At 55.0% G+C, this 24,262-nt stretch carries 21 protein-coding genes; 13 read left to right on the forward strand and 8 right to left on the reverse strand.

Translation table 11 applies throughout. From position 1 onward, the window contains the following. The first annotated feature begins 9 nt into the window (after positions 1-9). The gene (locus FWJ25_RS10335) at positions 10-729 is read left to right on the forward strand and encodes an ABC transporter ATP-binding protein (RefSeq protein ID WP_149600408.1); all 720 of its coding nucleotides are present in this window, start codon (positions 10-12) and stop codon (positions 727-729) included. After that, complete coding sequence (locus tag FWJ25_RS10340) at positions 729-3,215, forward strand: ABC transporter permease (RefSeq protein ID WP_149600207.1); 2,487 nt, start codon at positions 729-731, stop codon at positions 3,213-3,215. The genes FWJ25_RS10335 and FWJ25_RS10340 overlap by 1 nt, the downstream gene beginning before the upstream one ends. 21 nt (positions 3,216-3,236) lie before the next feature. Here FWJ25_RS10340 and FWJ25_RS10345 read toward each other — a convergent pair whose 3' ends face one another. The 4 genes from FWJ25_RS10345 to FWJ25_RS10360 all read right to left on the reverse strand — a co-directional run bounded on the left by FWJ25_RS10345 (position 3,237) and on the right by FWJ25_RS10360 (position 7,376). Further along, positions 3,237-4,025, reverse strand: a complete 789-nt coding sequence (locus FWJ25_RS10345) for a substrate-binding periplasmic protein (protein ID WP_149600208.1) — start codon at positions 4,023-4,025, stop codon at positions 3,237-3,239. Between the two features lie 161 nt (positions 4,026-4,186). Next, on the reverse strand, positions 4,187-5,374 hold the full coding sequence (locus tag FWJ25_RS10350; protein ID WP_149600209.1) for an iron-containing alcohol dehydrogenase: 1,188 nt from the start codon (positions 5,372-5,374) through the stop codon (positions 4,187-4,189). After that, complete coding sequence (locus FWJ25_RS10355) at positions 5,374-5,919, reverse strand: hypothetical protein (protein WP_149600210.1); 546 nt, start codon at positions 5,917-5,919, stop codon at positions 5,374-5,376. The genes FWJ25_RS10350 and FWJ25_RS10355 overlap by 1 nt, the downstream gene beginning before the upstream one ends. A gap of 167 nt (positions 5,920-6,086) precedes the next feature. Continuing rightward, positions 6,087-7,376 carry a M48 family metalloprotease gene (locus FWJ25_RS10360; RefSeq protein WP_149600211.1) on the reverse strand — a complete coding sequence of 430 codons (1,290 nt, stop codon included), beginning with the start codon at positions 7,374-7,376 and terminating at the stop codon, positions 6,087-6,089. A 193-nt stretch (positions 7,377-7,569) separates the two neighbouring features. On the opposite strand from FWJ25_RS10360, the gene FWJ25_RS10365 reads away from it, so the two are divergent. The 6 genes from FWJ25_RS10365 to FWJ25_RS10390 all read left to right on the forward strand — a co-directional run bounded on the left by FWJ25_RS10365 (position 7,570) and on the right by FWJ25_RS10390 (position 12,841). Beyond that, on the forward strand, positions 7,570-8,319 hold the full coding sequence (locus FWJ25_RS10365; RefSeq protein WP_149600212.1) for a DUF599 domain-containing protein: 750 nt from the start codon (positions 7,570-7,572) through the stop codon (positions 8,317-8,319). A gap of 17 nt (positions 8,320-8,336) precedes the next feature. Further along, complete coding sequence (locus FWJ25_RS10370; RefSeq protein WP_149600213.1) at positions 8,337-8,807, forward strand: PaaI family thioesterase; 471 nt, start codon at positions 8,337-8,339, stop codon at positions 8,805-8,807. After that, a complete protein-coding gene (locus tag FWJ25_RS10375; protein WP_149600214.1) occupies positions 8,804-9,238 on the forward strand; it encodes a PaaI family thioesterase in 435 nt (144 codons plus the stop codon). Before FWJ25_RS10370 ends, FWJ25_RS10375 begins: the two co-directional genes overlap by 4 nt. 208 nt (positions 9,239-9,446) lie before the next feature. Further along, a complete protein-coding gene (gene htpG, locus FWJ25_RS10380) occupies positions 9,447-11,339 on the forward strand; it encodes a molecular chaperone HtpG (protein WP_149600215.1) in 1,893 nt (630 codons plus the stop codon). A gap of 4 nt (positions 11,340-11,343) precedes the next feature. Further along, on the forward strand, positions 11,344-11,562 hold the full coding sequence (locus FWJ25_RS10385) for a DUF2835 domain-containing protein (RefSeq protein ID WP_149600216.1): 219 nt from the start codon (positions 11,344-11,346) through the stop codon (positions 11,560-11,562). Between the two features lie 301 nt (positions 11,563-11,863). Next, the gene (locus FWJ25_RS10390; protein WP_149600217.1) at positions 11,864-12,841 is read left to right on the forward strand and encodes a tRNA dihydrouridine synthase; all 978 of its coding nucleotides are present in this window, start codon (positions 11,864-11,866) and stop codon (positions 12,839-12,841) included. Here FWJ25_RS10390 and FWJ25_RS10395 read toward each other — a convergent pair whose 3' ends face one another. Further along, positions 12,842-13,855 (reverse strand): class I fructose-bisphosphate aldolase, encoded by a 1,014-nt coding sequence (locus tag FWJ25_RS10395; protein ID WP_149600218.1) that lies wholly within the window; start codon positions 13,853-13,855, stop codon positions 12,842-12,844. It abuts the gene before it with no gap. Between the two features lie 154 nt (positions 13,856-14,009). Here FWJ25_RS10395 and FWJ25_RS10400 point away from each other — a divergent pair, with 154 nt between their 5' ends. Together FWJ25_RS10400 and katG are read left to right on the forward strand one after the other, a co-directional pair. Continuing rightward, positions 14,010-16,085, forward strand: a complete 2,076-nt coding sequence (locus FWJ25_RS10400; protein ID WP_149600219.1) for a DUF8754 domain-containing protein — start codon at positions 14,010-14,012, stop codon at positions 16,083-16,085. Between the two features lie 126 nt (positions 16,086-16,211). Beyond that, complete coding sequence (gene katG, locus FWJ25_RS10405; RefSeq protein WP_246166779.1) at positions 16,212-18,371, forward strand: catalase/peroxidase HPI; 2,160 nt, start codon at positions 16,212-16,214, stop codon at positions 18,369-18,371. 108 nt (positions 18,372-18,479) lie between these two features. Here the strand turns inward: katG and FWJ25_RS10410 are convergent, their stop codons facing one another. Continuing rightward, complete coding sequence (locus tag FWJ25_RS10410) at positions 18,480-20,666, reverse strand: OsmC domain/YcaO domain-containing protein (RefSeq protein WP_149600221.1); 2,187 nt, start codon at positions 20,664-20,666, stop codon at positions 18,480-18,482. 92 nt (positions 20,667-20,758) lie between these two features. After that, entirely contained in the window at positions 20,759-21,187 is a 429-nt protein-coding gene (locus FWJ25_RS10415; RefSeq protein WP_149600222.1) for an META domain-containing protein, read from the reverse strand. A gap of 197 nt (positions 21,188-21,384) precedes the next feature. Between FWJ25_RS10415 and FWJ25_RS10420 the strand changes: the two genes are divergently transcribed. From FWJ25_RS10420 to FWJ25_RS10430, 3 genes are all read left to right on the forward strand, one after another. Then, complete coding sequence (locus tag FWJ25_RS10420; protein ID WP_149600223.1) at positions 21,385-21,798, forward strand: MarR family winged helix-turn-helix transcriptional regulator; 414 nt, start codon at positions 21,385-21,387, stop codon at positions 21,796-21,798. A gap of 14 nt (positions 21,799-21,812) precedes the next feature. After that, the gene (locus tag FWJ25_RS10425) at positions 21,813-22,691 is read left to right on the forward strand and encodes an alpha/beta hydrolase family protein (RefSeq protein ID WP_149600224.1); all 879 of its coding nucleotides are present in this window, start codon (positions 21,813-21,815) and stop codon (positions 22,689-22,691) included. A gap of 102 nt (positions 22,692-22,793) precedes the next feature. Continuing rightward, entirely contained in the window at positions 22,794-23,381 is a 588-nt protein-coding gene (locus FWJ25_RS10430; RefSeq protein WP_149600409.1) for a LysE family translocator, read from the forward strand. Here the strand turns inward: FWJ25_RS10430 and FWJ25_RS10435 are convergent. Further along, entirely contained in the window at positions 23,343-24,200 is an 858-nt protein-coding gene (locus tag FWJ25_RS10435; RefSeq protein WP_149600225.1) for an AraC family transcriptional regulator, read from the reverse strand. The two genes, FWJ25_RS10430 and FWJ25_RS10435, sit on opposite strands and share 39 nt — an antisense overlap. Positions 24,201-24,262: the final 62 nt, after the last annotated feature.

The raw sequence follows: 24,262 nt of genomic DNA on the forward strand, positions 1-24,262 counted from the left end.
GTGAATCAGATGACCGATTTCAGTTCCGATCAATCGCAGCCCATGCTGCGGGTCGATAACCTGTCCCATAGAGTCAGTCTTGAAACCGATACGCTGACGATCTTGCAGGGGGTCAACCTCGAAATCAATCGGGGAGAGTCCGTAGCGATCGTGGGCCGCTCGGGATCGGGTAAGACAACCCTGCTGGGATTGCTGGCCGGGCTGGACACACCCAGTGAGGGTACGGTTGAGCTGGATGGCGCCGTGATCAGCCATCTCAGTGAGGACGAGCGTGCCAGGCTGCGGGCCCGCCGTGTCGGATTTGTGTTCCAGTCCTTTCAGCTTCTACCCGCGATGACGGCTCTGGAGAATGTCATGCTGCCCCTGGAGCTGGCCGGCATCGACGCGCCGGAAAAGCGTGCCAGGGACCTGCTGGAGCGTGTGGGGCTCGGAGAACGCCTGAACCATACGCCCAGGCAATTGTCCGGAGGTGAGCAGCAACGAGTGGCCATTGCACGGGCATTTGCTTCCGAACCGTCGGTGCTTTTTGCCGACGAACCCACGGGTAATCTTGATAACCGTACCGGGCAGGCGGTGTCTGACCTTTTGATGGCGTTAAACCGTGAGCAGGGCACAACTCTGGTCATGGTCACCCACGATGAGCAGCTTGCTGCACGGTGCGGAAGACAGTTCACGATTGAATCCGGAGTGCTGACAGAACCGGCAGCGGTTCGGGAGATGGCTGACTGATGGCTGCAGCCAGCAAGCTTATGTCTGTCCGTCGGGACTGGCGGGAAAGGGATGTTCGTGTTGTTCTCGCCGCACTCATCATCGCGGTTGCCACAGTAGCCACGATTGCCCTATTTGCAGGGCAGCTTCAGCGGACATTGGTTTCGTCTGCGAGTTCATTTCTCGCAGCGGATCGCCAGTTGGAAGCGGAGAATGGCAGGGAAATCCCTGGCGAATGGCTGACTGAAGCCCATGCCCGAGGGCTGGAAACCGGTCGTATGGTGGAATTTTCGACCATGGTGTTCGGTGCTGACAATTTCCAGTTGGTGTCGGTAAAGGCTGTGAGCAATGAGTATCCGTTGCGCGGCGAAATTGAGGTCCAGAGGCAATCCGAAGGCCCGAGAACGCTGGTCGGCGCGGGTCCTGGGCGGGGTGAAGTCTGGATTAACCCAAGGTTGCTGCGCCTGTTGGATCTGACCATTGGTGAATCGCTTGAGGTAGGCAACCGAAATCTGAAAGTTACCGGGTTACTGATCCGGGAACCGGATGGCGGATTCCGGCTGTCTGCACTCGCTCCCAGGGTAATGATGCATGCGGATGACGTGCCGTCTACGGGGGTTATCCAGGAAGGTTCACGGGTCGAATATGTTTATCTTTTTGCCGGTTCGGAGACGGCTCTGGACGACTATTACCGTTGGCTTCAGCCACAATTGGAGCCAAGTCAGGAATGGGAAGGTGTCAGGGATGGGGACACGTTTTCCCGGTCCCTCGAACGGGCTGAACGATTTTTGTTGCTCGGAGGTAGCCTTGCCGTGCTTCTGGCGGCGGTCGCCGTTGCAGTTGCAAGCCGGCAGTACGCACTATCCCAGCGCGACACGGTAGCCTTGCTGAAAACCCTGGGCGTAAGAAGTAACGGTATTGGCCGTTTGTATCTGCGCAGGCTGGCCCTCTGGGGCATTGCCGGAGCGGTGGCGGGTCTTTTTGTCGCGGTGCCGCTGTTCTGGGGGCTGACGCGTATGCTGAGCGAGCTTCTGGAACGGCCTGTTGAACTCTACCTTGATCCCATGGCCCTGGCGCCGGCGCTACTGACAGCCGTGGTGTCGTTGTTTGCGTTTGCCTACCCCCCAATTCGCCGGCTCCGGAATGTTCCGGCGATGCGGGTGCTTCGAAGCCAGCCAGGGGAAACGGGTCGTGAAGCGATTCCGGACATCCTGGTGGCTATTGTTGCGGTATTTGGTCTGGTCTGGCTTTACGCTGGCGAGCTGGGTCTGGTGCTTGCACTACTGGGCGGTCTGCTCCTGCTGCTGGGCGTTCTTGCGTTGTTTGGTTGGCTGCTGGTGTCTGGTCTGCGTCGGGTTCGCGGTGGTGGCAATGCCTGGAGGCTGGCTCTTGTCGGCCTTTATCGGCATCGTCGTGCCAGTATGTCCCAGATTGCCGTATTTGCCATGACACTGATGCTGGCGGCAACACTTGTACTGGTGCGAACTTCACTGCTGGATGATTGGCAGGCCCAATTGCCCGATGATGCTCCCAACCATTTCCTGATCAATATTTCTCCGGATTCGGTGGAAAGCGTTGCCAGCTTCTGGAGCGAAAGAGGGCACGACCTGGACCAGCTGTATCCGATGGTGAGGGGTCGCCTGACCGAACTTAATGGCCTTCCAGTGAAAGAGGCGGTCAGCAAAGATGAACGTATCAACGCCTTGAATCGGGAACTGAATCTGACCTGGATGTCCTCGTTGCCTGCGGACAATGAGATTGTCGAGGGTGCGTGGTTCACTCCGGGGCAGGACCGGGGTGTGTCTGTCGAGGCGGAACTCGCGGGGCGTCTGGGGCTGGCGATCGGAGATCGGCTGACATTTACTATTGGCTCCCAAAAGGTCACCGAGTCGGTTACCAGTATCCGGACTGTCCAGTGGGACAGTATGAAACCGAATTTCTACATGGCATTTCCTCCGGGCGGGGGGCTGACCGATATGCCTGCTACCTGGATTACGAGCTTCTACCTGCCTGAAGAAGGTAAGCCGGGGCTGAATGAGTTTTCGCGGCAATTCCCGACCATATCGGTACTCGAAATAGACCACATCATTGCCCGTATCCAGCAAATCGTTCAGCAGGTAACCCAGGCGATTGAGGCTATCCTTGCCCTGATCCTTGCGGCAGCGCTGGTGGTGATGGCGGCGGTTGTCAGTGCGACGCTCAGGGATCGTCAGCGGGAAGGGGCGTTGCTAAGAACATTGGGTGGGCAACAGTCTTTGCTGGTTCGGAGCACGATGCTGGAATTCGTGCTGTTGGGCGGTTTCGCCGGGCTTCTGGGTGTGACTGCGGCGGAGGCTGCCGTATGGGCCCTGCAGTTCGGGATGTTCGATGGTAACTTCGGTTGGCACTGGCAGGTGGTTCTGCCGATTCCTGTCATCAGTGCGGTGGTTCTTGCGTTGTTTGGCCGCTGGCAGCTTGGGCCCGTGCTCAGCGTTTCTCCGATGCTTTTGCTGAGACGCCTTGAGTAACCTGGCGGGACCGATAACGGGTTAACGGTAATTGGCGAGAATGGCGTCAAGTTCGCCATTCTCCTGGATATGTCTGAGTTCCTTGTTGAATGGTTCAATGAAATCCGCGAATTCTTTTCGAACCATAATTCGATAGCCAAAATGGGTCAGGTTTTTCGGAAGAGAAACGAACTCATCACGTAGCCCCAGATTGCGGAGTAGCCATTGTCCCAGGCGGCGCTCGGCGACAATGGCATCGAAACGTTCGTTATGCCGGGCGAAGGTGAACATGTCCCGGTCCCGGGGTACTTCAAAGCGCTTGATGGCCCCGGACTCAAAATGCGGTTGCAGCACCGGGTAATAATATCCCAGCGGCGTCACGATTGTTTTTCCGAACAGATCTTCGGGTTGGTCGTAGGTCAGATCTGATCCCCGGGGTACAAAGAACACTTCCTCGACCGTGACGATGGGGGCTGTAAACACAAAATCTTCCGGATGCTTGGTCCACTCTACGGCTCTTGGTGTGCCATCGAAGTATCCCTCGAACAGCAGTTCGTCCACCCGCTTTCGGGGGATCTTGACCGCTTCTACGGTGTAGCCGATTCGGCCGGCAATCAGTGAGAACACATCCCACATAATGCCTGATGGGGCTGCCTGATCCACGATCAGGTAGGGGGGGTAGCCATTCGGTGAGACGTTGAGACGGAAGGTTTGGGGGGGCTCATCCGCAAACGTCATCGCGGAAAACAGTGAAGCAAGAACAAAAATTGCCAGAAATGTCAGGGTATAGTGAGCTGAGGAAAACCGTAGGGAAGCGGGAAGGCCTGTCATTGATATGGAGCTCAGAGTGCATGTTGGTGTCTTGCCCGGCTACCTCCCTGCCAGATTTTCGATCATTTTTTCGTGTTTTATACAGGAAATCAAGCTGCTGAGTTCGGTGTAAAAAAAATGAAACAATTCAAGGGGTCGCGTTGCGACCCCTTGGCGTTAATTCAGGCCCACGCCCGGCGAAGAATTGCCCGCGCATCTTCCAGGCTTACCTCCCTGGGATTGAACATGATGGAGCCGTCATCCAGCGCAACCTCGGCAATGTGGTCAAGCTGGCTTTCCTCAACTTTGCCGGTTTCTTTCAGGGTTCTCGGCAGCTGACAGCGCTTGTAGAGTTGGTCCCTTAGCTTACGGATGGCTGAAATGCTGGCCTCGGCACGCCGGCTTGCCGGTGTGGTGGCGTAGACCTCCGGGCCCTCAAGATAAAGCAGGAGCTCGCCCAGAGGTTCACGGATGGATTCCAGATTGAACTCCAGAACGTAGGGCAGGTAAAGGCTCATACACAATCCGTGGGGCAGGTGACAAACCGCACCAGTGGCGTGCCCGAGTGAATGCACCAGACCTACCATGGAGTTGGAAAATGCAATCCCCGCCATTGTTGAGGCCTGCGCCAGTTCAAGACGGCCGTCGGAATCCTTGGGATTGTCCATGACCGCAAGGAGTGCATTGCTGACCTTTTTCACTGCAGCCGTCGCATAGGCGTCGCTCAGCGGGTTCTTGGCCATACACGTAAAGGCTTCGGTGGCGTGGGTCAGGGCGTCCATCGCTGTTGCGGCCGTGATATGAGGCGGCAGGGTGAGGGTCATCCTTGGATCAATAACGGCAGCGTTGGGTAGCAGGAACGAAGATGTGAACGGCAGCTTGACGCCTTTAGCTTCATCAGTGATCACCGCAACCGCGGTAACCTCCGAACCGGTTCCAGCCGTGGTCGGAACCACAAAAAACGGCTTGAGAGGATGTTTGAGAATGCCGGCGCCGCTGTATTTTGCGATGTCGTCCCCACCCTCAGATACCAGGATATTGACGGCTTTGCCGGTGTCGATGGCGGAACCACCGCCGATGGCGATAATCGAATCGCATTTTTCAGAGCGGTAAACGCCTGCAATGTCCCTGACGACTGAGGTAGAGGAGTCCGGCGGAACGTCGTCGTATATGCTGACGATCTCCAGGCCACTCTCTTCACAGGCAGCAACGACAGGGTCCAGTAGTCCCGCGGCACGAACCCCTTTGTCGGTAATAATCATCGGCCGTTTGGCGGCAAGCCCGGCCAACTCGTAAGGAATGTGCTCCAGAGCAGCCTTTCCGGCGATGACTTTTACCGGGCAGAAGAACTCATAGTATTTGTTGGTCATTATGCTCTCACCGTCTCGACAAAATTGGTTGCTACTTTCAGGTAAATTCGGGCCGCACTCACCAGCTTCTCCGGAAGGTGCAGATTCTGGGGGTATTCCTTGACCGCGCGTTCAGCAATGAGTTTGGGAAGAATGAACGACTCTAGTCGGTTGAGTACCCTGGTCATCCGAACGGCATAACTGATGTCTCCGTCCACCAGCATCCGGTCGTTGGCAAAGGCGACCGAGGTTTTTTCCTGGAAGGACAGGACAAGAAAGGCGTGGGCGATGTGCTTGAACTGGATAGAGAGGTCTACCGGCCTCGGAGCCGAGTTGCCGTGGTACCGAAAACGGCCAAGCCCGGTGTGTTCAACGACCATGCTGGGGCCATCAGGCATGACCATCATTTCGAATAGAAATCCCTCGGGAAGAACCCGGGATTCTTCCTTGACGGTGTTATCCACTTCACTCACTGCCTGAAGGGCTCTGCCCATCACCTGGAACATGAGCTCCACGTACATTCGGCGGGCCTGGAAAACCATGGGTTGGATACGTTTCGCTAGCATCGCGGTCATCCGTTCGTTGTTGGTATAGTCTGATTTTTAGAGTTAATGCTCTAAAAGTCAATGAAAGGTCTGACGTGGACGTTGCGTCAACTTGGCAAATGATTGATCGGAGATATAAAAAAGGCTGGTGAGCCCGTGCTGCACCAGCCTTCGGAAAGGTATACGGGTTATTGGGTTAATTGGGCCAGCTTGCGCTTGGCCTCTTCACCGGCAGTTCCACCAGACTCAGCAACCTTTGTGTACAAGGCTATGGCTTCGTCGCGGCGGTTTTCTTTCACCGCAATATCGCCAAGCCTGAGGTAGGCGATGGATGTCGGGACAATCTCATTGGCACGGGAAAGGTTTTCGCGGGCCTTGGTCAGTTGGTTGAGCTTCAGGGCTGTTAGCCCGTTATATAGCCGGTACTCAAACATTTCCGGATACAGGGAAACAGCCTTTTCAAAGTCGGCTTCAGCTTTCTGTTCCTGATTCTGTTCTTCGTAGATTCTGCCGCGCAGAGAATAGAACATGGCTTCATTGGGAGCAAGGCGAATGGCTTCATTCACCTTGGTAAGGGCGCTAGTGAAATCACCGTTCGCAGCAAGTTTCAGGGCATCATCGTGGGCCGTGTAGGCGGGCTGAAGTTTACGCAGAGTGGCAAGTTTGCGATCAAATACGTCTTTACCCCGGTATCCGCCGGCACCAATCTTGTTAACGAGCGCCTGATTCTCCTGAACCCGTTTAACGGAAGGCGGATGGGTAGCGAACAGGCCATCGATGAAGCCGCTTTCCTGACCTTTGGATAGTTCTACAAAGAGTTCCTGTAATTCAACGGCTGCCACCGGATCGTATCCAGCCTCTTTCATGTACAGGATTCCATAGTAGTCAGACTCCAGCTCGTCTCCCTGACCATACTGGGCCAGTGCCAACTGGGAACCGAGTGCGGCGCCACCCATGATCAGGCCGGCCCACTCATTATCGGTAAGGGCGATGCCGAGTCCTGCGACGCCTGCGCTGATCAGCATTCCGTTCTGCATGCGCTGAACGCTATGGCGGGCTGCAGCATGAACGATTTCATGGCCGATGACCGATGCCAGTTGGGCTTCGTCTTCCAGCTTGACCAACAATCCCCGGTTGATGGCAATCTTGCCACCCGGAAGGGCCCAGGCGTTGGGCACACTGTTGTTCAGAACGACAAATTCGTAAGGCAGGTCCGGGCGGTCACTGACTCTGGCCAGTTTCTGACCAACTTCTCGCACGTACAGGGTCAGTTCGGAGTCCAGATAGAACATACCACCCTGGGTTTGCTGGGTAGGTGTGTACTGTTCCGCACCCATGGAAAGTTCCTGGCTTTCCGAAATCAGGGACAGTTGCTGTTCACCGGTCACAGGATTTACCGAGCAACCAGTTAAAGTGATTGCTGATAAAAGCAATGTAATAATATGAAATTTGGTTATTTTAGCCACGCCTTGCTCCATTTTAATGCGTTTCCTTCCGCGGGCGGATTTGCCAAAATTTTCCGGCTCCGACGTCCCTGCGTTATACCACATGATTACACGCCTTCAAGCTGCTGAAAATCCCGGGCATCAGTGGTGGCCAAGGCGCCCATGGCGTATGATAAACACTTGTTCCCTCTCCGTTTCATTCTCTACGCATATCCAAAGGTTGTTAATGGGTAACGTCCTCGAACTCGCATCGTTGCTGTGGTTCCTGATTTGCTGGCTGGGCTATGCAACATACTCTAAACGTCGCGCTGCAGATCGCCCGTGTCTGTCCAATACCCTGGACCTTTACCGGGAGGACTGGATGCGGGTAATGCTGAAACGGGGTAACCGGATTGCCGATGCATCCGTTGTGGGTAATCTCGAGCGTAACGGTGCTTTTTTCGCTTCCAGCTGTTTGCTTATCCTGGCCGGTATCATCACGGCGCTGGGGTACACCGAACAGGTCATGGAAGTGTTCGGAACCATGCCCTTTGGAACATTGCCCAGCCGTGAAATCTGGGAATTGCGCATGGTGGTGCTGCTGGTGGTGTTTATCTATGCCTTCTTCAAATTCACCTGGTCCATGCGGATGTATAACTTTGTGTCGGTGATGATTGGCAGCGCGCCAACACCGGACGACCCCAAGCCGAGCCCTGCTTCCAAAGAGGCATTCGCCCGCAGTGCTGGCAATGTCTGCAATCTCGCCGGTGATGCATTCAACCTCGGATTGCGCTCCTACTACTATGCTCTGGCGGTTGTTGGCTGGTTTATCCATCCGGCCGTGTTTATTGCTGCGTCTACACTGGTTGTGGTGGTTCTCTATCGCCGGGAATTCTGTTCCAGTGCGTTGGTCGCCCTGCGGTCCGGCAAGGTATTCGAAGAGCCTGCCCCTACCAGAGGCGTAAAGGGGGAGGCAACTCCCGATTCAAAATCCTGAACAGCTGGTTTTCCCGAATGAACGATCAAATCCGTAAGGACCGGGTAACCCGGTTTATTGAAACACTCAATCAGGCCAGGGAGCTTGGCCTGACCGCTACTGAAGCCAGTGACGGGCGCCTGACACTCTGCATGCCCTACGATGACCGGATCATCGGTAATCCGGATACCGGGGTTATACACGGTGGCGCGATTACCACACTGATGGACACGGCCTCCGGCTCTGTCATCCTCTGTGCTCTCGAGGATTTCGAGCTTTGTCCGACACTGGATCTGCGGGTGGACTACATGCGTCCGGCAGAACCGAAAAAGCCGGTATACGCCCGGGCTGAGACATACAAAGTGACGCGCAACATCATCTTTACCCGCTGTGAGGCCTTTCAGGAAGGCGGTGAAACCATAGCGAACTGTGTGGGGACGTTCATGCGGATTGGTAAGGAAGCAACCCCTAAGCACTATCGGGATCTTATTGCGGGAGGTGGTGAATGACTGACCCTGAAGTTCTGCGCTATACCCGTGAAACAGGCGATTTCTCCCGCATGCTGGAAAGTATTCCCTACGCACGCTTTATCGGCCTTGCCTGCGACCAGTTCGGAGATGACCTGATTTTCCGGTTACCCCAGAAAGAACAGAATCTGGGTAACCCGATATTGCCAGCCATTCATGGAGGCGTGATCGGCGGCTTCATGGAAATGTCGGCTGCGATCTATCTGATGATGTCTCAAGATACAGTCCGCATGCCGCGAATCGTGGACTTTTCTCTGGACTACCTCCGCGCCGGTCTGAACCGGGAAACCTACGCCGAATGCCGCCTGACCCGTCAGGGCAACCGGGTAGCCAATGTGATGATTACCGCATGGCAAAAATCCCGTTCCCAGCCGATTGCTACTGCCAGGGCCCACTTCCTCATGGAAGATTGATTTCCTGACCTGTCAGGACTTGAAAAGCCTCCGGGTGCCCCCACTTTTTTCTCCAGAATCTACTCAACAGTAGGGTGGTGCAGTCAGGCCGGGACTTCCAAAACCGTGCGGAGCCGAGCGTACAGGGATGTATTCACAGCGTGTTTTGGAAGTCCCGGCCTGACTGTGCCGCTGCACCAAACTAAACAATGCAGGAGAAATATAAGCCATGACGGTTGAGTCAAAAAAAGAGACCCTGGGTTTTCAAACAGAAGTGAAGCAGTTGCTTCACCTGATGATCCATTCCCTTTATTCCAACAAGGAAATCTTCCTTCGTGAGCTGATTTCGAACGCCTCGGATGCCGAGGACAAACTGCGCTTTGCCGCATTGAAAGACGACGGCCTGTACGAAGGTGAGTCCGATCTGAATATCCGTCTGGATTACGATAAGGACGCCGGTACCATCATCATTACCGACAACGGCATTGGTATGACCCGCGACGATGTGATTGCCAACCTCGGCACCATCGCCAAGTCCGGCACAGCCGATTTCCTCAAGCAGCTTTCCGGCGATGAGAAGAAGGACAGCAAACTGATTGGTCAGTTTGGTGTGGGCTTCTACTCCGCATTCATTGTGGCTGACAAAGTTGATGTGTTTACCCGTCGTGCCGGTGCTCCGGTAGAAGAGGGTGTTCACTGGGAATCCAAAGGCGACGGCGAGTTTGCGATTGAGCAGGTCACCCGTGAGAACCGCGGTACCGAGATCGTTCTGCACCTTAAATCCGAAGACAAGGAATTTGCTGACGGCTGGCGCCTGCGTAGCCTCGTGAAGAAGTACTCTGATCACATCTCGTTCCCGGTGATCATGAAATCCGAATCAGAGGAAGAAGAGGAAAAAGGCAAGGACGAAACCGTCAATGATGCCACCGCTCTCTGGACTCTTCCCCGCACCGAGGTCAAGGAAGAGGAATACAAAGAGTTTTACAAGCACATCGCCCACGACTTTGAAGACCCGCTCACCTGGTCTCACAACAAGGTTGAAGGCAAGCTGGATTACACCAGTCTGCTTTATATCCCGGCTCGTGCTCCGTTCGATATGTATAACCGTGAAGCACCCCGGGGTCTGAAGCTCTACGTTCAGCGCGTTTTCATCATGGATGACGCCGAGCAGTTCCTGCCGTTGTACCTGCGTTTCGCCAAGGGAGTTATTGATTCCAACGACCTGTCCCTGAACGTCTCCCGTGAGATCCTGCAGAACGACAGTACCGTTGAGAGCATCCGCAGCGCGCTCACCAAGCGGGTTCTGGACATGCTGTCCAAGCTGGCCAAGAAAGATGGCGACGAGTACCAGAAGTTCTGGGGCGAGTTCGGCACTGTCCTGAAAGAAGGCCCGGCGGAAGACTTCGGCAACCGCGAAAAGATTGCCAGCCTGCTGCGCTTTGCCTCTACTCATACCGGTGAAGACACCCAGAACGTCTCTCTGGACGATTACATCGGCCGGATGAAAGAAGGCCAGAGCAAGATCTACTTCATCACCGCTGACAGCTTCATGGCCGCCAAGAGCAGCCCGCATCTGGAAGTCTTCAGGAAGAAGGGCATCGAGGTGTTGATCCTTTCCGATCGTATCGACGAGTGGATGATGGGATACCTCAACGAGTACGACGGTAAATCCCTGCAGGATGTTGCCCGTGGTGATCTGGACCTGGGCGAAGTAGAAACCGAGGAAGACAAGAAGCACAAGGAAGAAGCGGCAGCGGAGCACAAAGATCTGCTGGAGCGTATCAAGAACGCTCTGGAAGACCGTGTTCAGGAAGTCCGTGTGACCAACCGTCTGACGGATTCTCCGGCCTGTCTCGTCGTTGGCGACTTCGACATGGGGGCACAGATGAAGAAGATCATGGAAGCTGCCGGCCAGAAAGTGCCGGACAGCAAGCCGATCTTCGAAATCAATGTTGAGCATCCTCTGGTTCAGCGCCTTGAGAATGAGAAAGGCGAAGAGCGGTTCACGGAGCTGTCTGCAGTTCTTCTGGATCAGGCAACCCTGGCCAGCGGTGAACAGCTTAAAGATCCGGGTGCCTATGTGACCCGCCTGAACCGTTTGCTGCTGGAACTGGCTAACTGAGTTCATGCAGCAGATTGTCGTGGACATCAACATCGGCCCTGATGAGTGGATAAAGCTCTATCAGGGCGTTGCTTCCGATGTTCACGCCAGAGCCCGGGACGGACGCAGTGTCCGCTTCCCGGCTCGTATCCTTTCCCGTTTCTGCCTGAGCGACGGTGTGCGCGGTTCTTTCCGGATTGTTTTTGACGATCAAGGGAAGTTTCAATCGGTTAGTCGCCTTTAATAGTTAAAGTCTTTCGTAAAATTTTGTTTCTTTGATTTCACAGAAGCCATCCAGCTGACTAATCTGAATACATCCACAGCGGTGAAGGAGTTGTGAGATGTCCCACTGGATGCAGACCTGGACAGGAAACTGGAAGCAGCAAGGCAAGCTGTTTATCGACTACTACGTCAATTACGCGATTTCCCAATAAGTATTCGGGACGGTTTGGCTTCAATCCGTCCCGAATTCTGTCTACAATGCCGGCCCGCCTAATCTTTAACCACTCTCGTCACTGACGTTCTCGGAACAAGCTGGAGCCGGTATGCGCATTATCCTCGCCCCTATGGAAGGGCTGGTTGACGCACCCATTCGTGAAACCCTCACCAAAGTTGGTGGTATCGACCGCTGCGTCACAGAATTTGTGCGGGTGACTCACGGCATGCTGCCACCCCGTGTGTTTTACAAATATGCTCCGGAACTTCATAACCAGTCCCTGACTCGCGTGGGTACGCCGGTGGCTGTGCAGTTACTGGGTTCTGATCCGATGCAGATGGGGCTCCACGGCGCCCGCGCGGCCGAGCTTGGGGCCACTCAGGTGGATATCAACTTCGGTTGCCCGGCCAAGACCGTAAACCGGCACAAGGGTGGTTGTGTCCTGATGCGTGAACCGGAGCTTATGCACGAGATTACGTCCGCAGTGCGCAAGGCGGTGCCGGAAGACATCCCTGTTACCGCCAAGATGCGCTTGGGCTACGACGATCGGTCCATGGGCGTCGCCTGCGGCCAGGCACTGGATGCCGCTGGCGCGTCTGAAATTGTTATTCATGCCCGCAGCAAGGTGGACGGTTACAAACCGCCGGCCTACTGGGAAGAAATCGCCAGGGTCCGTGAAGCCGTCCAGGCTCATGTCATCGCAAACGGCGAAATCTGGACGGTTTCGGACTACTGGCGCTGCCGTGAGGTGTCCGGCTGTGACGACGTGATGATTGGTCGGGGGCTGATCGCGCGACCTGATCTGGCCCGTAAGATCAAAGCCAGTCAGAAAGGGGAGGAAATCCCCGATATGGCATGGCTGGAAGCGGTCGCCCTCGTTCGCGAGTACGCAGAGGTTCTGCAGGGATGGCTGGAAGACCGATACGTCACAGGCCGCATCAAACAATGGATGAACTTCCTGCGTCAGGGGTTTTCGGAGGCTGATACGGTCTGGCCCCAGGCTCGTAAGCTGAGAGAAGTCGAACCCATGCTGGCGTGTCTGGAGCAGGTGCCCGACACTGCGCAAGGCAATCATCGGGCGGCCTGATTACTCCTCCATCTCGGGCGAATAGCTTCCTGAGCGGGCGGCCCCGTTGAGTCTGGCTCGCTTCAGGATGGCTTGTTGAGTCGCAGCCCGGTTCTCAAGGCTCCCGGCCCAGGCGTGTTGAGCCGGCTCCTGTAAGGCGCGGCCATAAGAAAAACTGAGCGCCCAGGGTTGCGGTCCAAGGTTGTTCAGGGCATTCAGGTTTCTGGTTGCTTCATCCGGCGCTTGCCCGCCCGACAGGAAGTTGATACCGGGGACGGCTGCGGGCACGGTCCGGCGGAAGACCGCTAGGGTGGCTTCGGCGACTTGCTCTGGGGTGGCTTTGGGGCTGCCTTTACCCGGCGTCACCATGTTGGGCTTCAGGATCATGCTTTCCAGTTCAACCCGGTGCCGGTATAGCGCCTGAAACACTTCCTTCAGGACGGCTTCGCTGACTTCCGCACATCGACCAATACTGTGTTCGCCATCCATCAGCACTTCTGGCTCTACGATGGGCACCATGCCAATGGACTGACAGAGGGCGGCGTAACGGGCCAGCATTTCCGCGTTGGCCTCGATGGCCTGGCGGGAAGGCAATGTATCGGTAATGTAAAAAACATCCCGCCATTTGGCGAACCGCGCTCCCTGACTCCTGTAGATCTCCAACCGGTCATCAAGACCATCCAGGCCATACGTTATTTCTTCGCCGGGAGCGTTGATCAGTGGCTTCTTGCCTTTGTCCACCTTGATACCCGGCACGATTCCCTGGCTTTCAAGTAAGTCAGGAAATGGGGTCAGGTCCAGACTGGACTGTCGCAGTGTTTCCTCAAACAGAATGACACCGCTGATAAATTCCCCAAGGCCGGGAGCAGAGAGAATCAGACTTCTGTATTCCCTTCGGTTGTCCTCGCTGGACTCTACGCCGATAGCCTTGAAGCGCTTGGCGATGGTTGGATGGCTTTCGTCGGCGGCCAGAATACCTTTGCCAGGCTGCACGAGTTTTTCGATGGTTGCTGTGAGTTCTGCCTGTATACCCATGTTGCACCCCCTGTGCGCATGAGGTGTTTCTCTGTCGATGGATAGTTATTGTAGACCCTGTACCGCTGGTTGGAATTTGATCTGAGCCAAGGCAAAAGGGAGTACTGTGGATTACGCTGAAAATAACAATAGCGGGCAAACGCAGGGACGGATTATGAAAACCGTGGTGAGTGTCAGCCTGGGGGCGTCGGAAGACGATTACGAACTGGATACAGAGTTCCTGGGGCAGCCGTTTCGTATTCTCAGGATTGGTACCGATGGCGATATTGCGCGGGCAGAGTCTGTGCTTGAATCGGTTCGTGATCAGGCAGATGCGATCGGGCTGAGTATGGTCCACGACCACTACCGGGTTGGCAACGAACTGATCGAACATCCGGAGACGGCTCGTCTTCAGGCCTGCGTCCCGGATAAGCCCGTGACGACCGGAGCAGGTCTGCGCGGCATTCTCCAGGAATGGGCCGTGCGTCATAGCCAGTCTGAGCTGGGGCACTTTTTCGATAATGCCCGGGTATTGTTCATGAACGGGCAGGCCGGATACCGGATCGCAAAGTCCCTGGCAGAACACACAGATAACCTGTTTTTCGCCGACCCGTATCTCGATTTCGGTGTTCCGAGAACATTGACCTCCCTTCGACAACTGGAAATCTACACCTCCCTGACCGCTCAGGTGACCTTCCATCCAGCGGCTGCTAAAGCGGTTGACGCTCTGCTGAAAACGCCGCTCTATCGTTTGGGAGAAAGGCTGGTGCAGGGATCACTGAGTAGTGCGGTGGAAAACGCTCATGTGATTGTTGCCACGGTCGGCGAGCTTGCTGAGTTTGGTGATAAAGAGCTCGACGGCAAAACCGTGATTACATCCCGCGTAACCGACGCAGCACTTGAATGGCTCCGATCCCGGAAGGTAGCCATGGTGGTGGATTACAGCCCCTGGCTCGAGGGAAGACCGGTTGGTGTTAACGTGATGGAGGCTATGATTTCTGCGGTCTTATCCCGCACACCGGAGCAGCTGGCACCGGATGATTACCTGGATATCATCCAGTCTCTGGGAATTGAACCCAGAGTCATCTATCCGGATGGTTACCGTCGGGTAAACCGGTTTGCCTTTGTGATCCACCCCTTGTCGCAGCAGTACCTCACCAAGACCCCGCCACTGGACTGGATTGCTGAGGTATCTCCTCCTGCCGTGATGAATCTGGTCGAGAAAGCCGTAGCTTACACACCTCCGTTTATCTATTCGAAAGTCTCCGGTATCCGGTCCCCGACCGGGGACGAAGTGGAGGGCTGGTTGATAACGGTGGGAGGAACGCCGCGGGAGATTATGGCTCATGGGCCGGAGTTCACCTACAGCCGTTTGTTGGCGGCTGCGAAGCTGGCGAAAAAACTTGGTGCTCAGATCATGGGCTTGGGAGCGTTTACAAAAGTCGTGGGCGATGCAGGCATAACCGTTGCCAAACGTGCACCGATACCTATCACTACCGGCAACAGCTACAGCGCGTCGGGCGCCTTATGGGCAGCCCATGACGCCCTGAAGCGGATCGGGTTGGTAGAGATTGGGGAAAGCGGAAAAATGGCAGGGAAGGCGATGGTTGTCGGTGCAACAGGAGCCATTGGTTCCGTATGCGCCCGCCTGCTGGCTAAAGCTGTGGATGAGATCTACCTGGCGGCGCCGGAACCGGCAAAACTGTTGTCGCTGAAAGAAAGCATTGAGCAGGAAACGCCGGGGGCAAAGGTACATGTAGCAGGTTCTGCTGACCGGGACGTATCGGACATGGACATGATCGTCACTGCGACATCGGGGGCAGGGAAACGAATTCTCGACATTACAAGAGTCAAACCCGGTTGTGTGATTACCGATGTTGCCCGACCTCTGGATATTCCAGCGGAGGACGTCGCGAAGCGGCCTGATGTGCTGGTGATCGAGTCGGGCGAGATTCAGTTACCGGGGCACCCCATCATGAAAGATATTGGTCTTCCCAAAGGCATTGCGTATGCGTGCCTGGCGGAAACCATTGTGCTGGCTCTGGAGGGCAGGTTTGAGAACTTTACCCTTGGCAGGAATATCGAGTGGGAAAAAGTGAGGGAAATCTACAAGCTGGGACTACGACATGGGATGGAGCTGGCTTCTATATCCGGGGTGAATGGTGTGTTCGGCGATGGGGATTTTGAGCGGGTCAGGGGCTTTGCTATAGAGAAGGGGCGGGTACCTCCATCTATGATAGCTAAAAACTAATGAAATCAATAAAAAAAGAAATTTAGATAATTTAAAGGGTGTGATCTACATTGAATGGGTGTCAACGAGATGTTGTTCAAGAGTTTGAGTACACCCAAAAAAATGGAGACAACCATGGCCGACAACATGAGCAAATCAGGAAAGTGCCCGGTGATGCACGGAGCCAATACCACCGAAGGCAGCACCAACATGAAATGGTGGCCGAATGCCCTGAATCTGGACATTCTGAGCCAGCACGACACCAAGACTGACCCGATGGGTCAGGCATTTGATTATCGAGCAGAAGTCAAAAAGCTGGACGTTGCAGCCGTTAAAAAAGACCTGACTGACCTCATGACCAGCAGCCAGGACTGGTGGCCGGCGGACTGGGGCCATTACGGCGGCCTGATGATTCGTATGGCATGGCACGCAGCCGGCTCCTACCGTGTGGCTGATGGTCGCGGTGGTGCAGGCACCGGTAACCAGCGTTTTGCACCCCTGAATTCCTGGCCCGACAACGGCAACCTCGACAAGGCCCGTCGTCTGTTGTGGCCGATTAAACAGAAGTATGGCAACAAGCTGAGCTGGGCGGACCTGATCATCTTGGCTGGTAACGTGGCTTATGAATCTATGGGCTTCAAGACCTTCGGCTTCGCCTTCGGTCGTGAAGACATCTGGCACCCCGAAGAAGACATTTACTGGGGTGCAGAAGACGAATGGCTGGCAACCAGCGACAACCCGAAGAGCCGCTACTCCGGCGAGCGGGATCTGGAAAATCCGCTGGCCGCGGTCATGATGGGGCTCATTTATGTGAACCCGGAAGGTGTTGACGGTAATCCTGACCCCCTGAAAACAGCCAAGGATGTAAGAGAAACCTTCGCCCGTATGGCGATGAACGATGAAGAAACCGTTGCATTGACAGCCGGTGGCCACACCGTTGGTAAATGTCACGGTAACGGCAATGCCGACAACCTGGGACCTGATCCCGAAGGTGCAGATATTGAAGAACAGGGTCTTGGCTGGATGAACCACAAGACTCGTGGTGTGGGCGGCCAGGCGGTTACCAGTGGCCTTGAAGGTGCCTGGACAACCAACCCGACCAAGTGGGATAACGGTTATTTTGAGATGCTCCTCGGCCACGAATGGCAACTGACCAAAAGCCCGGCTGGCGCTAACCAGTGGGAGCCGAAAGACATCAAAGAAGAAGACATGCCGGTTGACGTGGATGACCCATCCGTCCGCCGCAAGCCGATGATGACCGATGCCGACATGGCAATGCGTGAAGATCCTGAGTATCGAAAGATCTCCGAGAAATTCCGCGCAGATCCCGCTTATTTCGACGAAGTTTTCGCTCGCGCCTGGTTCAAGCTGACCCACCGGGATATGGGCCCGAAAGCCCGTTATATTGGCCCGGAAGTCCCTGCTGAAGATCTGATCTGGCAGGATCCTGTTCCTGCTGGCAGCACCAACTACGATGTTGACGCTGTTAAAGCGAAGATCGCCGCCAGCGGTCTCAGCGTTAGTGAAATGGTCAGCACGGCCTGGGATAGCGCACGTACCTACCGTGGTTCTGACATGCGAGGTGGTGCCAACGGTGCCCGTATCCGCCTGGCTCCGCAAAAGGACTGGGAAGGCAATGAGCCGCAGCGCCTGGCCAAAGTGCTCGGTGTGCTTGAGGGCATTGCTTCTGAAACCGGTGCCAGTGTTGCTGACGTGATTGTGCTGGCGGGTAACGTAGGTGTTGAGCAGGCTGCAAAAGCTGCTGGCGTAAACGTGACCGTGCCTTTTGCTCCGGGTCGTGGCGATGCCACCGCAGAGCAGACAGACGCCGAGTCCTTCGAATTCCTGGAACCCATCCACGATGCGTTCCGCAACTGGATCAAGAAGGACTACTCGGTGTCTCCCGAGAAGCTGATGCTGGACCGTGCTCAGTTGATGGGACTGACAGCGCCTGAGATGACGGTTCTGCTGGGTGGCATGCGGGTACTGGGTACCAACCACGGCGGCAGTAAAGACGGTGTCTTTACGGACCGTGAAGGCCAGCTGACCAACGACTTCTTCGTGAACCTGACCGACATGAACTACCGTTGGGAGCCGAAGGGCTACAACAAGTACGACATTGTTGAACGCACGTCAGGTAACGCGAAGTTCACAGCTACCCGTGTGGATCTGGTATTTGGTTCCAACTCCATCCTGCGTGCCTACGCTGAGGTGTATGCCCAGAACGACAATAAAGAGAAGTTCGTGAACGACTTTGTTGCGGCCTGGGCGAAGGTGATGAACGCGGATCGGTTCGATCTGGCCTGATACCTTCATAGCGAAAAGAGCGCGGAAATCAGCCCGCGCTCCAAAAGAAAAACGGCGCTTCGAAGTTATCGGAGCGCCGTTTTTTGTTGCCTTTTACCAGGCTGGATCTTATTTAAGGCCGGCGTTGGCGGCCCGGGCGGCGTGCAGCTTTTTGTAGCTCTCGATCAGGCGCAGGTGCCTGTCGAGGCCTTCAAGCTGCATGTTGGTGGGGGTGAGTCCGTGGAAACGAACGCTGCCGTCGACCGAGCCGACCACCGCATCCATGGTGTCTTCACCAAACATGCGGCGGAAGTTGTCAATAAAGTCGTCGAGCTCCAGTTCGTCGTCCAGCGAGACCTCAAGTACAGCTTGCATGGCTTGATAGAACAGGCCGCGAGCTACGGTGTTGTCATTGAACTGCAGGAATGTTTCCACCATCTCCAGCGCTTCTTCGTGCTGTTGCAGCGCCAGGTAGATCAACAGTTTCAGCTCAAGGATGGTGAGCTGACCCCAGATGGTGTTTTCATCGAACTCTACGCCGATCAGCGTGATGATCGTCATGTAATTGTCGATCTGGCTTTCTTCGAGGCGTTCCACCAGTTCGGCCAGTTGCTCGTCGCTTAGACGGTGCAGGTTGAGGATGTCCTCACGGTAGTCCAGGGCCATGTTGGTGTTGTCCCAGATCAGGTCTTCCACCGGGTAAACCTCGGAGTAACCGGGCACCAGAATACGGCATGTCTGGGCACCCAGCTCGTCATGAACGGCAACGTAAACCTCTTTTTCCAGATCACTCAGGATGCCGAATAGCAGCGCGGCTTCTTCGTCGTTGGTGCCAGAGAAGTTCCATTCACAGAACTCATAATCTGATCGCGCACTGAAGAAGCGCCAGGACACCACACCGGTAGAGTCGATGAAATGTTCGACGAAGTTGTTCGGCTCAGACACTGCCAGGCTGTTGAACGTTGGCGGTGGTACGTCGTTCAGGCCTTCGAAGCTGCGGCCTTGCATCAGTTCTGTAAGGCTGCGTTCCAGCGCGACGTGGAAACTCGGGTGAGCACCGAAGGACGCAAATACACCGCCGGTTTTGGGGTTCATCAGAGTGACGCACATGACCGGGAACTGGCCGCCGAGAGAAGCGTCTTTCACCAGCACCGGGAAGCCTTGCGCCTCCAGCGCTTCAATGCCTTCAACGATCTCCGGGTACTTGGCGAGCACTTCCTTCGGAACATCCGGAAGTGTGATTTCTTCTTCGATGATCTGCTTTTTAACCGCCCGCTCGAATATTTCTGACAGGCACTGGACCTGAGCTTCCGCCAGGGTATTCCCCGCGCTCATGCCGTTACTCAGGAACAGGTTCTCGATCAGGTTAGAGGGAAAGTAGACCACCTCGCCGTCAGATTGACGAACATAGGGCAGGGCACAGATACCACGGTCTGCTCGACCGGAATTGGTATCGATGAGGTTGGATCCGGCCAGTTCACCTTCAGGGTTATAAATGGCCATACAGTGGTCATCGAGAATACCGTCTGGCAATTCATCATCGGGCCCGGGCTGGAACCATTTTTCATCCGGATAGTGGACGAATTCTGCGTTGGCAATTTCTTCACCGAAGTACTGGTCGTTGTAGAAGAAGTTGCAGTTCAGGCGTTCAATGAATTCGCCGAGGGCAGAGCACAGGGCGCTTTCTTTTGTGGCACCCTTGCCGTTGGTGAAGCACATGGGCGAGGCGGCATCCCGAATGTGCAGTGACCACACGTGGGGAACAATGTTGCGCCAGGACGCAATCTCGATCTTCATGCCCAGGTCTTCGAGCATTTTCGTCATGTTGGCAATGGTCTGCTCCAGCGGCAGGTCCTTACCTTCGATGAAGGTGCTGGTGCCATCGGGCTCGGCCATCAACAGTGCCTGGGCGTCTGCGTCCAGGTTCTCTACGGTCTCGATTTCAAATTGCGGGCCGGTCTGAACAACTTTTTTAACCGTGCAGCGTTCAATGGAACGCAGAATGCCTTGTCTGTCCTTGTCCGAGATGTCCTCGGGTAACTCGACCTGAATCCGGAAAATCTGGTTGTAGCGATTCTCCGGATCAACAATGTTGTTCTGGGAAAGCCGGATGTTCTCGGTGGGAATGTCCCGCGCCAGGCAGTAAACCCTGACAAAATAGGCTGCACACAGCGCGGAAGATGCCAGGAAGTAATCGAAGGGGCTGGGGGCCGAACCATCACCCTTGTAGCGAATCGGCTGATCGGTGATGACGGTAAAATCGTCAAACTTGGCTTCAAGCCGCAGGTTATCGAGAAAGTTGACGTTGATTTCCATGGAAGAAGCTACCCGGATTGGAGAATTTGGCGAGTCCCGGTGGACTGGAACCCGCCATTATCCAGTTTTTAGGGTGCTTCGTCTTCCAGGTTTCAGTCAGTCTTCTGGAAGGAGAAGAGCTCGTTGCCCTCGTCGTCGTAGAAATACAGTTTAAGTTCCTGAAGTGAATAGGATTGGACTTCGCCCAGATTGCTGTCGAACTGGTCTGGAGTTGCCATATCCGTGCAGAACCTGCGGGTGACGGCTATCTGTCCGAATGCAATGTCACCGAAACCAACGTCCTCGATGGGGCCGAGATAGTTGTTACAGCCATCGAAACCCGAAACCTTCATCTCCTGAAGGTTAATCTCCATTCTCGGCCGTTGCCGCTCGCTACTGAGCTCCAGTTCCTTGCCGTTCATTGTCTCCAGACCCCAGATGTCGTGGAGCCTCTGAGAGTTGCCGAAGGTTGCGCATCCGGTAAGCACAGACGTCAGCACCACAGAGAGTATTGACGCTTGGGCCATGCTTTTCATCTTCATGGACTATTCCTCGCTATTGATGGGGAACAGCATAGCAGTCCGGACCCGGGAAAATGTTAGCGGGACAACAATGTGTCCGTAGATGGATGAGATTTAATACCGGCGTTTGCCGGCAACGGGCAGTCCTTCTATCAACTCTTGTTATTTGATACACATGTGAAGTAAAGTGGTTCACATGTGTAGTAAATGGTGGGGATATGGACAAGCGTTTTTTCTATTTGCTGAACAAAGGGCGCCACAGGGTCTACAAAGTGGCTGACCAACAAAGCGAGTCGAATCTCGGTATTTCCGTTACCCAGATTGGTGCTCTGTTTCTGATCAAGGAGAACGAAGGCTGCTTGCTGAAGGACGTGGCCAAAAACCTCAATCTGAATAACTCGGCACTGACCGGCCTTGCGGCGCGCATGGAGAGTAGGGGGCTGCTGGAACGGCGGCCATGTGATCAGGATAAAAGGGCATCCAGACTTTATTTAACCGATCTGGGGCGCGAAAAGATTCGGCAGGCCAAACCGCTCATTGCTGGTTTGAACGAACGTATGACGGAAGGTTTTGATGAGCAGGAAGTTGCTGTGATTCTCAAATTCCTGAATCACCTGGCCAACGAATTTTAACAGAGGGCTGAAACATGAGTGTTATGGAAACCAGCTTGCAATCCCATCAGCCAGAAGAAATGGTCCTGACAACCGAGGGCGGGCACCTCATTGCGACGCGGTTATTCCGTGTTGAGGCTTCACAGTCTGTGGTGATCATGGCTGGCGCTATGGGTGTTGTTCAGAACTGCTATGAAAAGTTTGCTCGTTTTCTGAATGCACAGGGATTTACGGTGATCACCTTTGATTACTCAGGCATGGGGGCTTCCGTCAGTGGCAAGCTAAAGCATCACACAACGGGCATTACCGACTGGGGGACGGAGGACTGCAGGGAGGTAATAGAATTTGCCCGCCGGAAATTTCCTGACCAACGATTGCAGTGGGTAGGGCATAGTGTTGGCGGACAACTGCTGGGTATGACGCCGAATGTGAACCTGCTGGATAACGCTATAACGGTGGCCTGCGGCAGTGGTTACTGGCGGGAAAACTCACCACCAACCAAACGGATTGCGTGGTTTCTCTGGTATTTTCTCGTACCAGTGACCGTCCCGTTGTGCGGATATTTTCCGGGAAAGCGGTTGAATATAGTGGGCGACCTTCCTCCCAACGTGATGCGGCAGTGGCGTCGTTGGTGCCTTGATCCTGATTACGCCGTAGGTGTTGAAGGGCCTGCTTTGCGTCAGCATTACGCTGATGTAAAAGTGCCTATAACCGCCGTCTCTTTCAGCGATGATGAGATGATGTCTGAACGTAATACCCTCTCTATTCACGGGTTCTACAAAAACGCTCCGATGACGATGATCAGAGTCCGGCCTGAGGACATTGGCGAGGAGCAGGTTGGCCACCTTGGATGGTTCCGTGAACGCTATCGGGACTCTATCTGGAAAAGCATTCTGCTGGGGTTATTGACATAAGGCGCGAACGCCAAGGTACTCAATATCAATTTTGTTCAATAAGCCTGGTTCAGAAAGGGGCAGACTGCGGCGTATCTGTTAAAGGAGCAATACGCTGTGACTCTGTCCCTGATTCTTCCCATGTCTGCCTTTGCACTGGCAGCCTCGATATCCCCCGGTCCGGTTAACCTGATGTGCCTGAGCAGTGGTACACGCTACCCCATATCAAAGGGGCTGATTTTTGTTACCGGAGCAACTCTTGGGTTTATCGCGCTATTCATCGGCGTCGGGCTCGGGCTGTATTCCGTGCTCACGCTGATGCCGGTGCTTGAAACCCTGCTTCGATGGGCCGGTGTGGCCTTCCTGCTGTATCTGAGCTTCAAACTGGCGATGGACAGTGGCGTGCTTCCCGATCGGGATGAGGGTGACGCGCCAGGGTTTGGAACCGGCGCAATGATGCAGTGGTTAAACCCCAAAGCCTGGCTGGCGTCGGCGTCCGGAATAGGTGCCTACACCAGTGCAAACGACTTGAATCAGGTGTTGCTGTTTGCCGGCCTGTACCTGCCAATATGCTGGCTGTCGCTGGCCTGCTGGGTATACGCAGGCGCCTTTCTTCGCCGGCACGTCCGGAAGCCATCCGTGCTGATGACAATAAACCGGACCCTGGCTTCGTTACTGGTGCTCAGTTGTCTCTATCTTCTGTTCGCCTAGGCTGCGCTGGTACTGGTTGGGTGTCGCTGCCATAAGGCGTTTGAACGTGCGGTGGAAGTGGGGCTGGTCGGCAAATCCCGAGTTCTGCGCAACGTCTGCGATAGGCGTGCCATTGCGCAGTTCATCACGTCCGAGCTGGATGCGGCGGTTCACGAGATACGCATGCGGTGTGAGGCCGAAATACTGTTTGAAAGCGCGGATCAGGTGGCCACTGCTATAGCCGGAAAGCTCACAGAGAGTGTCGAGAGAAAGCTCATCCGTAGCATGCTGATCAAGATAACGGGCCAGGTCCATAAGTTGACACGGTGCTGGTTTGATAGCTTCTATAGGTTGTTGGGCCAGGTCGTGCATGAGGTCTGAGAGAAATTCGACAACTTCCGTCTGCTTGTCCAGCAGATCTCGTTCTCCATCCAGCAGGCACTCCGCCATCTGACAGTATCGTTGATACCAAACGGGACCGGAGACGACCGGTGTGGAAATATCGCGCCATCGGGGCTGGTTCAGAAGTCCTGCCCTGTACCTCAGCTGAGTCAGCCAGTCTGTGTCGACATAGAGCATGAAGTAGGCCCAGGGCTGGTTTTCAATGGGATTACAGGCGTGCACCCAGTCTGGGTTCATCAGCACCAGGTCACCTTCCTGAATCCGGTACTGATCATCGCGATAGCGGAAAGTGCTCTTTCCCCCGGTAATGGCGCCTATAGACCATTGCGTGTGGCTGTGGAGAGCATAGCAGACCTTGCGGCCATCACTGACCTTTCTAAGTTCCACGTGGGGCATTCGTTCATCGCGCCAGAATATTGGCTTGGCCAGATCGCTCATTCAGTTCTCCGAAAGTGCCAGTTCATTCCGCCGAGCAGGCCGATGGTTTTCATGTTCGCTCC

Origin of the sequence: Marinobacter salinexigens, assembly GCF_008370345.1 — a bacterium.
Lineage (GTDB): Bacteria > Pseudomonadota > Gammaproteobacteria > Pseudomonadales > Oleiphilaceae > Marinobacter > Marinobacter salinexigens.

What these genes read in the sequence shown, in the direction of transcription:
- katG (WP_246166779.1), top strand. Translation starts at nt 16,212, where the DNA reads ATGAGCAAATCAGGAAAGTGCCCGGTGATGCACGGAGCCAATACCACC.
- FWJ25_RS10375 (WP_149600214.1), top strand. Translation starts at nt 8,804, where the DNA reads ATGACTGACCCTGAAGTTCTGCGCTATACCCGTGAAACAGGCGATTTC.
- FWJ25_RS10400 (WP_149600219.1), top strand. Translation starts at nt 14,010, where the DNA reads ATGAAAACCGTGGTGAGTGTCAGCCTGGGGGCGTCGGAAGACGATTAC.
- FWJ25_RS10410 (WP_149600221.1), bottom strand. Translation starts at nt 20,666, where the DNA reads ATGGAAATCAACGTCAACTTTCTCGATAACCTGCGGCTTGAAGCCAAG.
- FWJ25_RS10355 (WP_149600210.1), bottom strand. Translation starts at nt 5,919, where the DNA reads ATGCTAGCGAAACGTATCCAACCCATGGTTTTCCAGGCCCGCCGAATG.
- FWJ25_RS10335 (WP_149600408.1), top strand. Translation starts at nt 10, where the DNA reads ATGACCGATTTCAGTTCCGATCAATCGCAGCCCATGCTGCGGGTCGAT.
- FWJ25_RS10385 (WP_149600216.1), top strand. Translation starts at nt 11,344, where the DNA reads ATGCAGCAGATTGTCGTGGACATCAACATCGGCCCTGATGAGTGGATA.
- FWJ25_RS10395 (WP_149600218.1), bottom strand. Translation starts at nt 13,855, where the DNA reads ATGGGTATACAGGCAGAACTCACAGCAACCATCGAAAAACTCGTGCAG.
- FWJ25_RS10370 (WP_149600213.1), top strand. Translation starts at nt 8,337, where the DNA reads ATGAACGATCAAATCCGTAAGGACCGGGTAACCCGGTTTATTGAAACA.
- htpG (WP_149600215.1), top strand. Translation starts at nt 9,447, where the DNA reads ATGACGGTTGAGTCAAAAAAAGAGACCCTGGGTTTTCAAACAGAAGTG.
- FWJ25_RS10415 (WP_149600222.1), bottom strand. Translation starts at nt 21,187, where the DNA reads ATGAAGATGAAAAGCATGGCCCAAGCGTCAATACTCTCTGTGGTGCTG.
- FWJ25_RS10340 (WP_149600207.1), top strand. Translation starts at nt 729, where the DNA reads ATGGCTGCAGCCAGCAAGCTTATGTCTGTCCGTCGGGACTGGCGGGAA.
- FWJ25_RS10360 (WP_149600211.1), bottom strand. Translation starts at nt 7,376, where the DNA reads ATGGAGCAAGGCGTGGCTAAAATAACCAAATTTCATATTATTACATTG.
- FWJ25_RS10390 (WP_149600217.1), top strand. Translation starts at nt 11,864, where the DNA reads ATGCGCATTATCCTCGCCCCTATGGAAGGGCTGGTTGACGCACCCATT.
- FWJ25_RS10420 (WP_149600223.1), top strand. Translation starts at nt 21,385, where the DNA reads ATGGACAAGCGTTTTTTCTATTTGCTGAACAAAGGGCGCCACAGGGTC.
- FWJ25_RS10345 (WP_149600208.1), bottom strand. Translation starts at nt 4,025, where the DNA reads ATGACAGGCCTTCCCGCTTCCCTACGGTTTTCCTCAGCTCACTATACC.
- FWJ25_RS10435 (WP_149600225.1), bottom strand. Translation starts at nt 24,200, where the DNA reads ATGAGCGATCTGGCCAAGCCAATATTCTGGCGCGATGAACGAATGCCC.
- FWJ25_RS10350 (WP_149600209.1), bottom strand. Translation starts at nt 5,374, where the DNA reads ATGACCAACAAATACTATGAGTTCTTCTGCCCGGTAAAAGTCATCGCC.
- FWJ25_RS10365 (WP_149600212.1), top strand. Translation starts at nt 7,570, where the DNA reads ATGGGTAACGTCCTCGAACTCGCATCGTTGCTGTGGTTCCTGATTTGC.
- FWJ25_RS10425 (WP_149600224.1), top strand. Translation starts at nt 21,813, where the DNA reads ATGAGTGTTATGGAAACCAGCTTGCAATCCCATCAGCCAGAAGAAATG.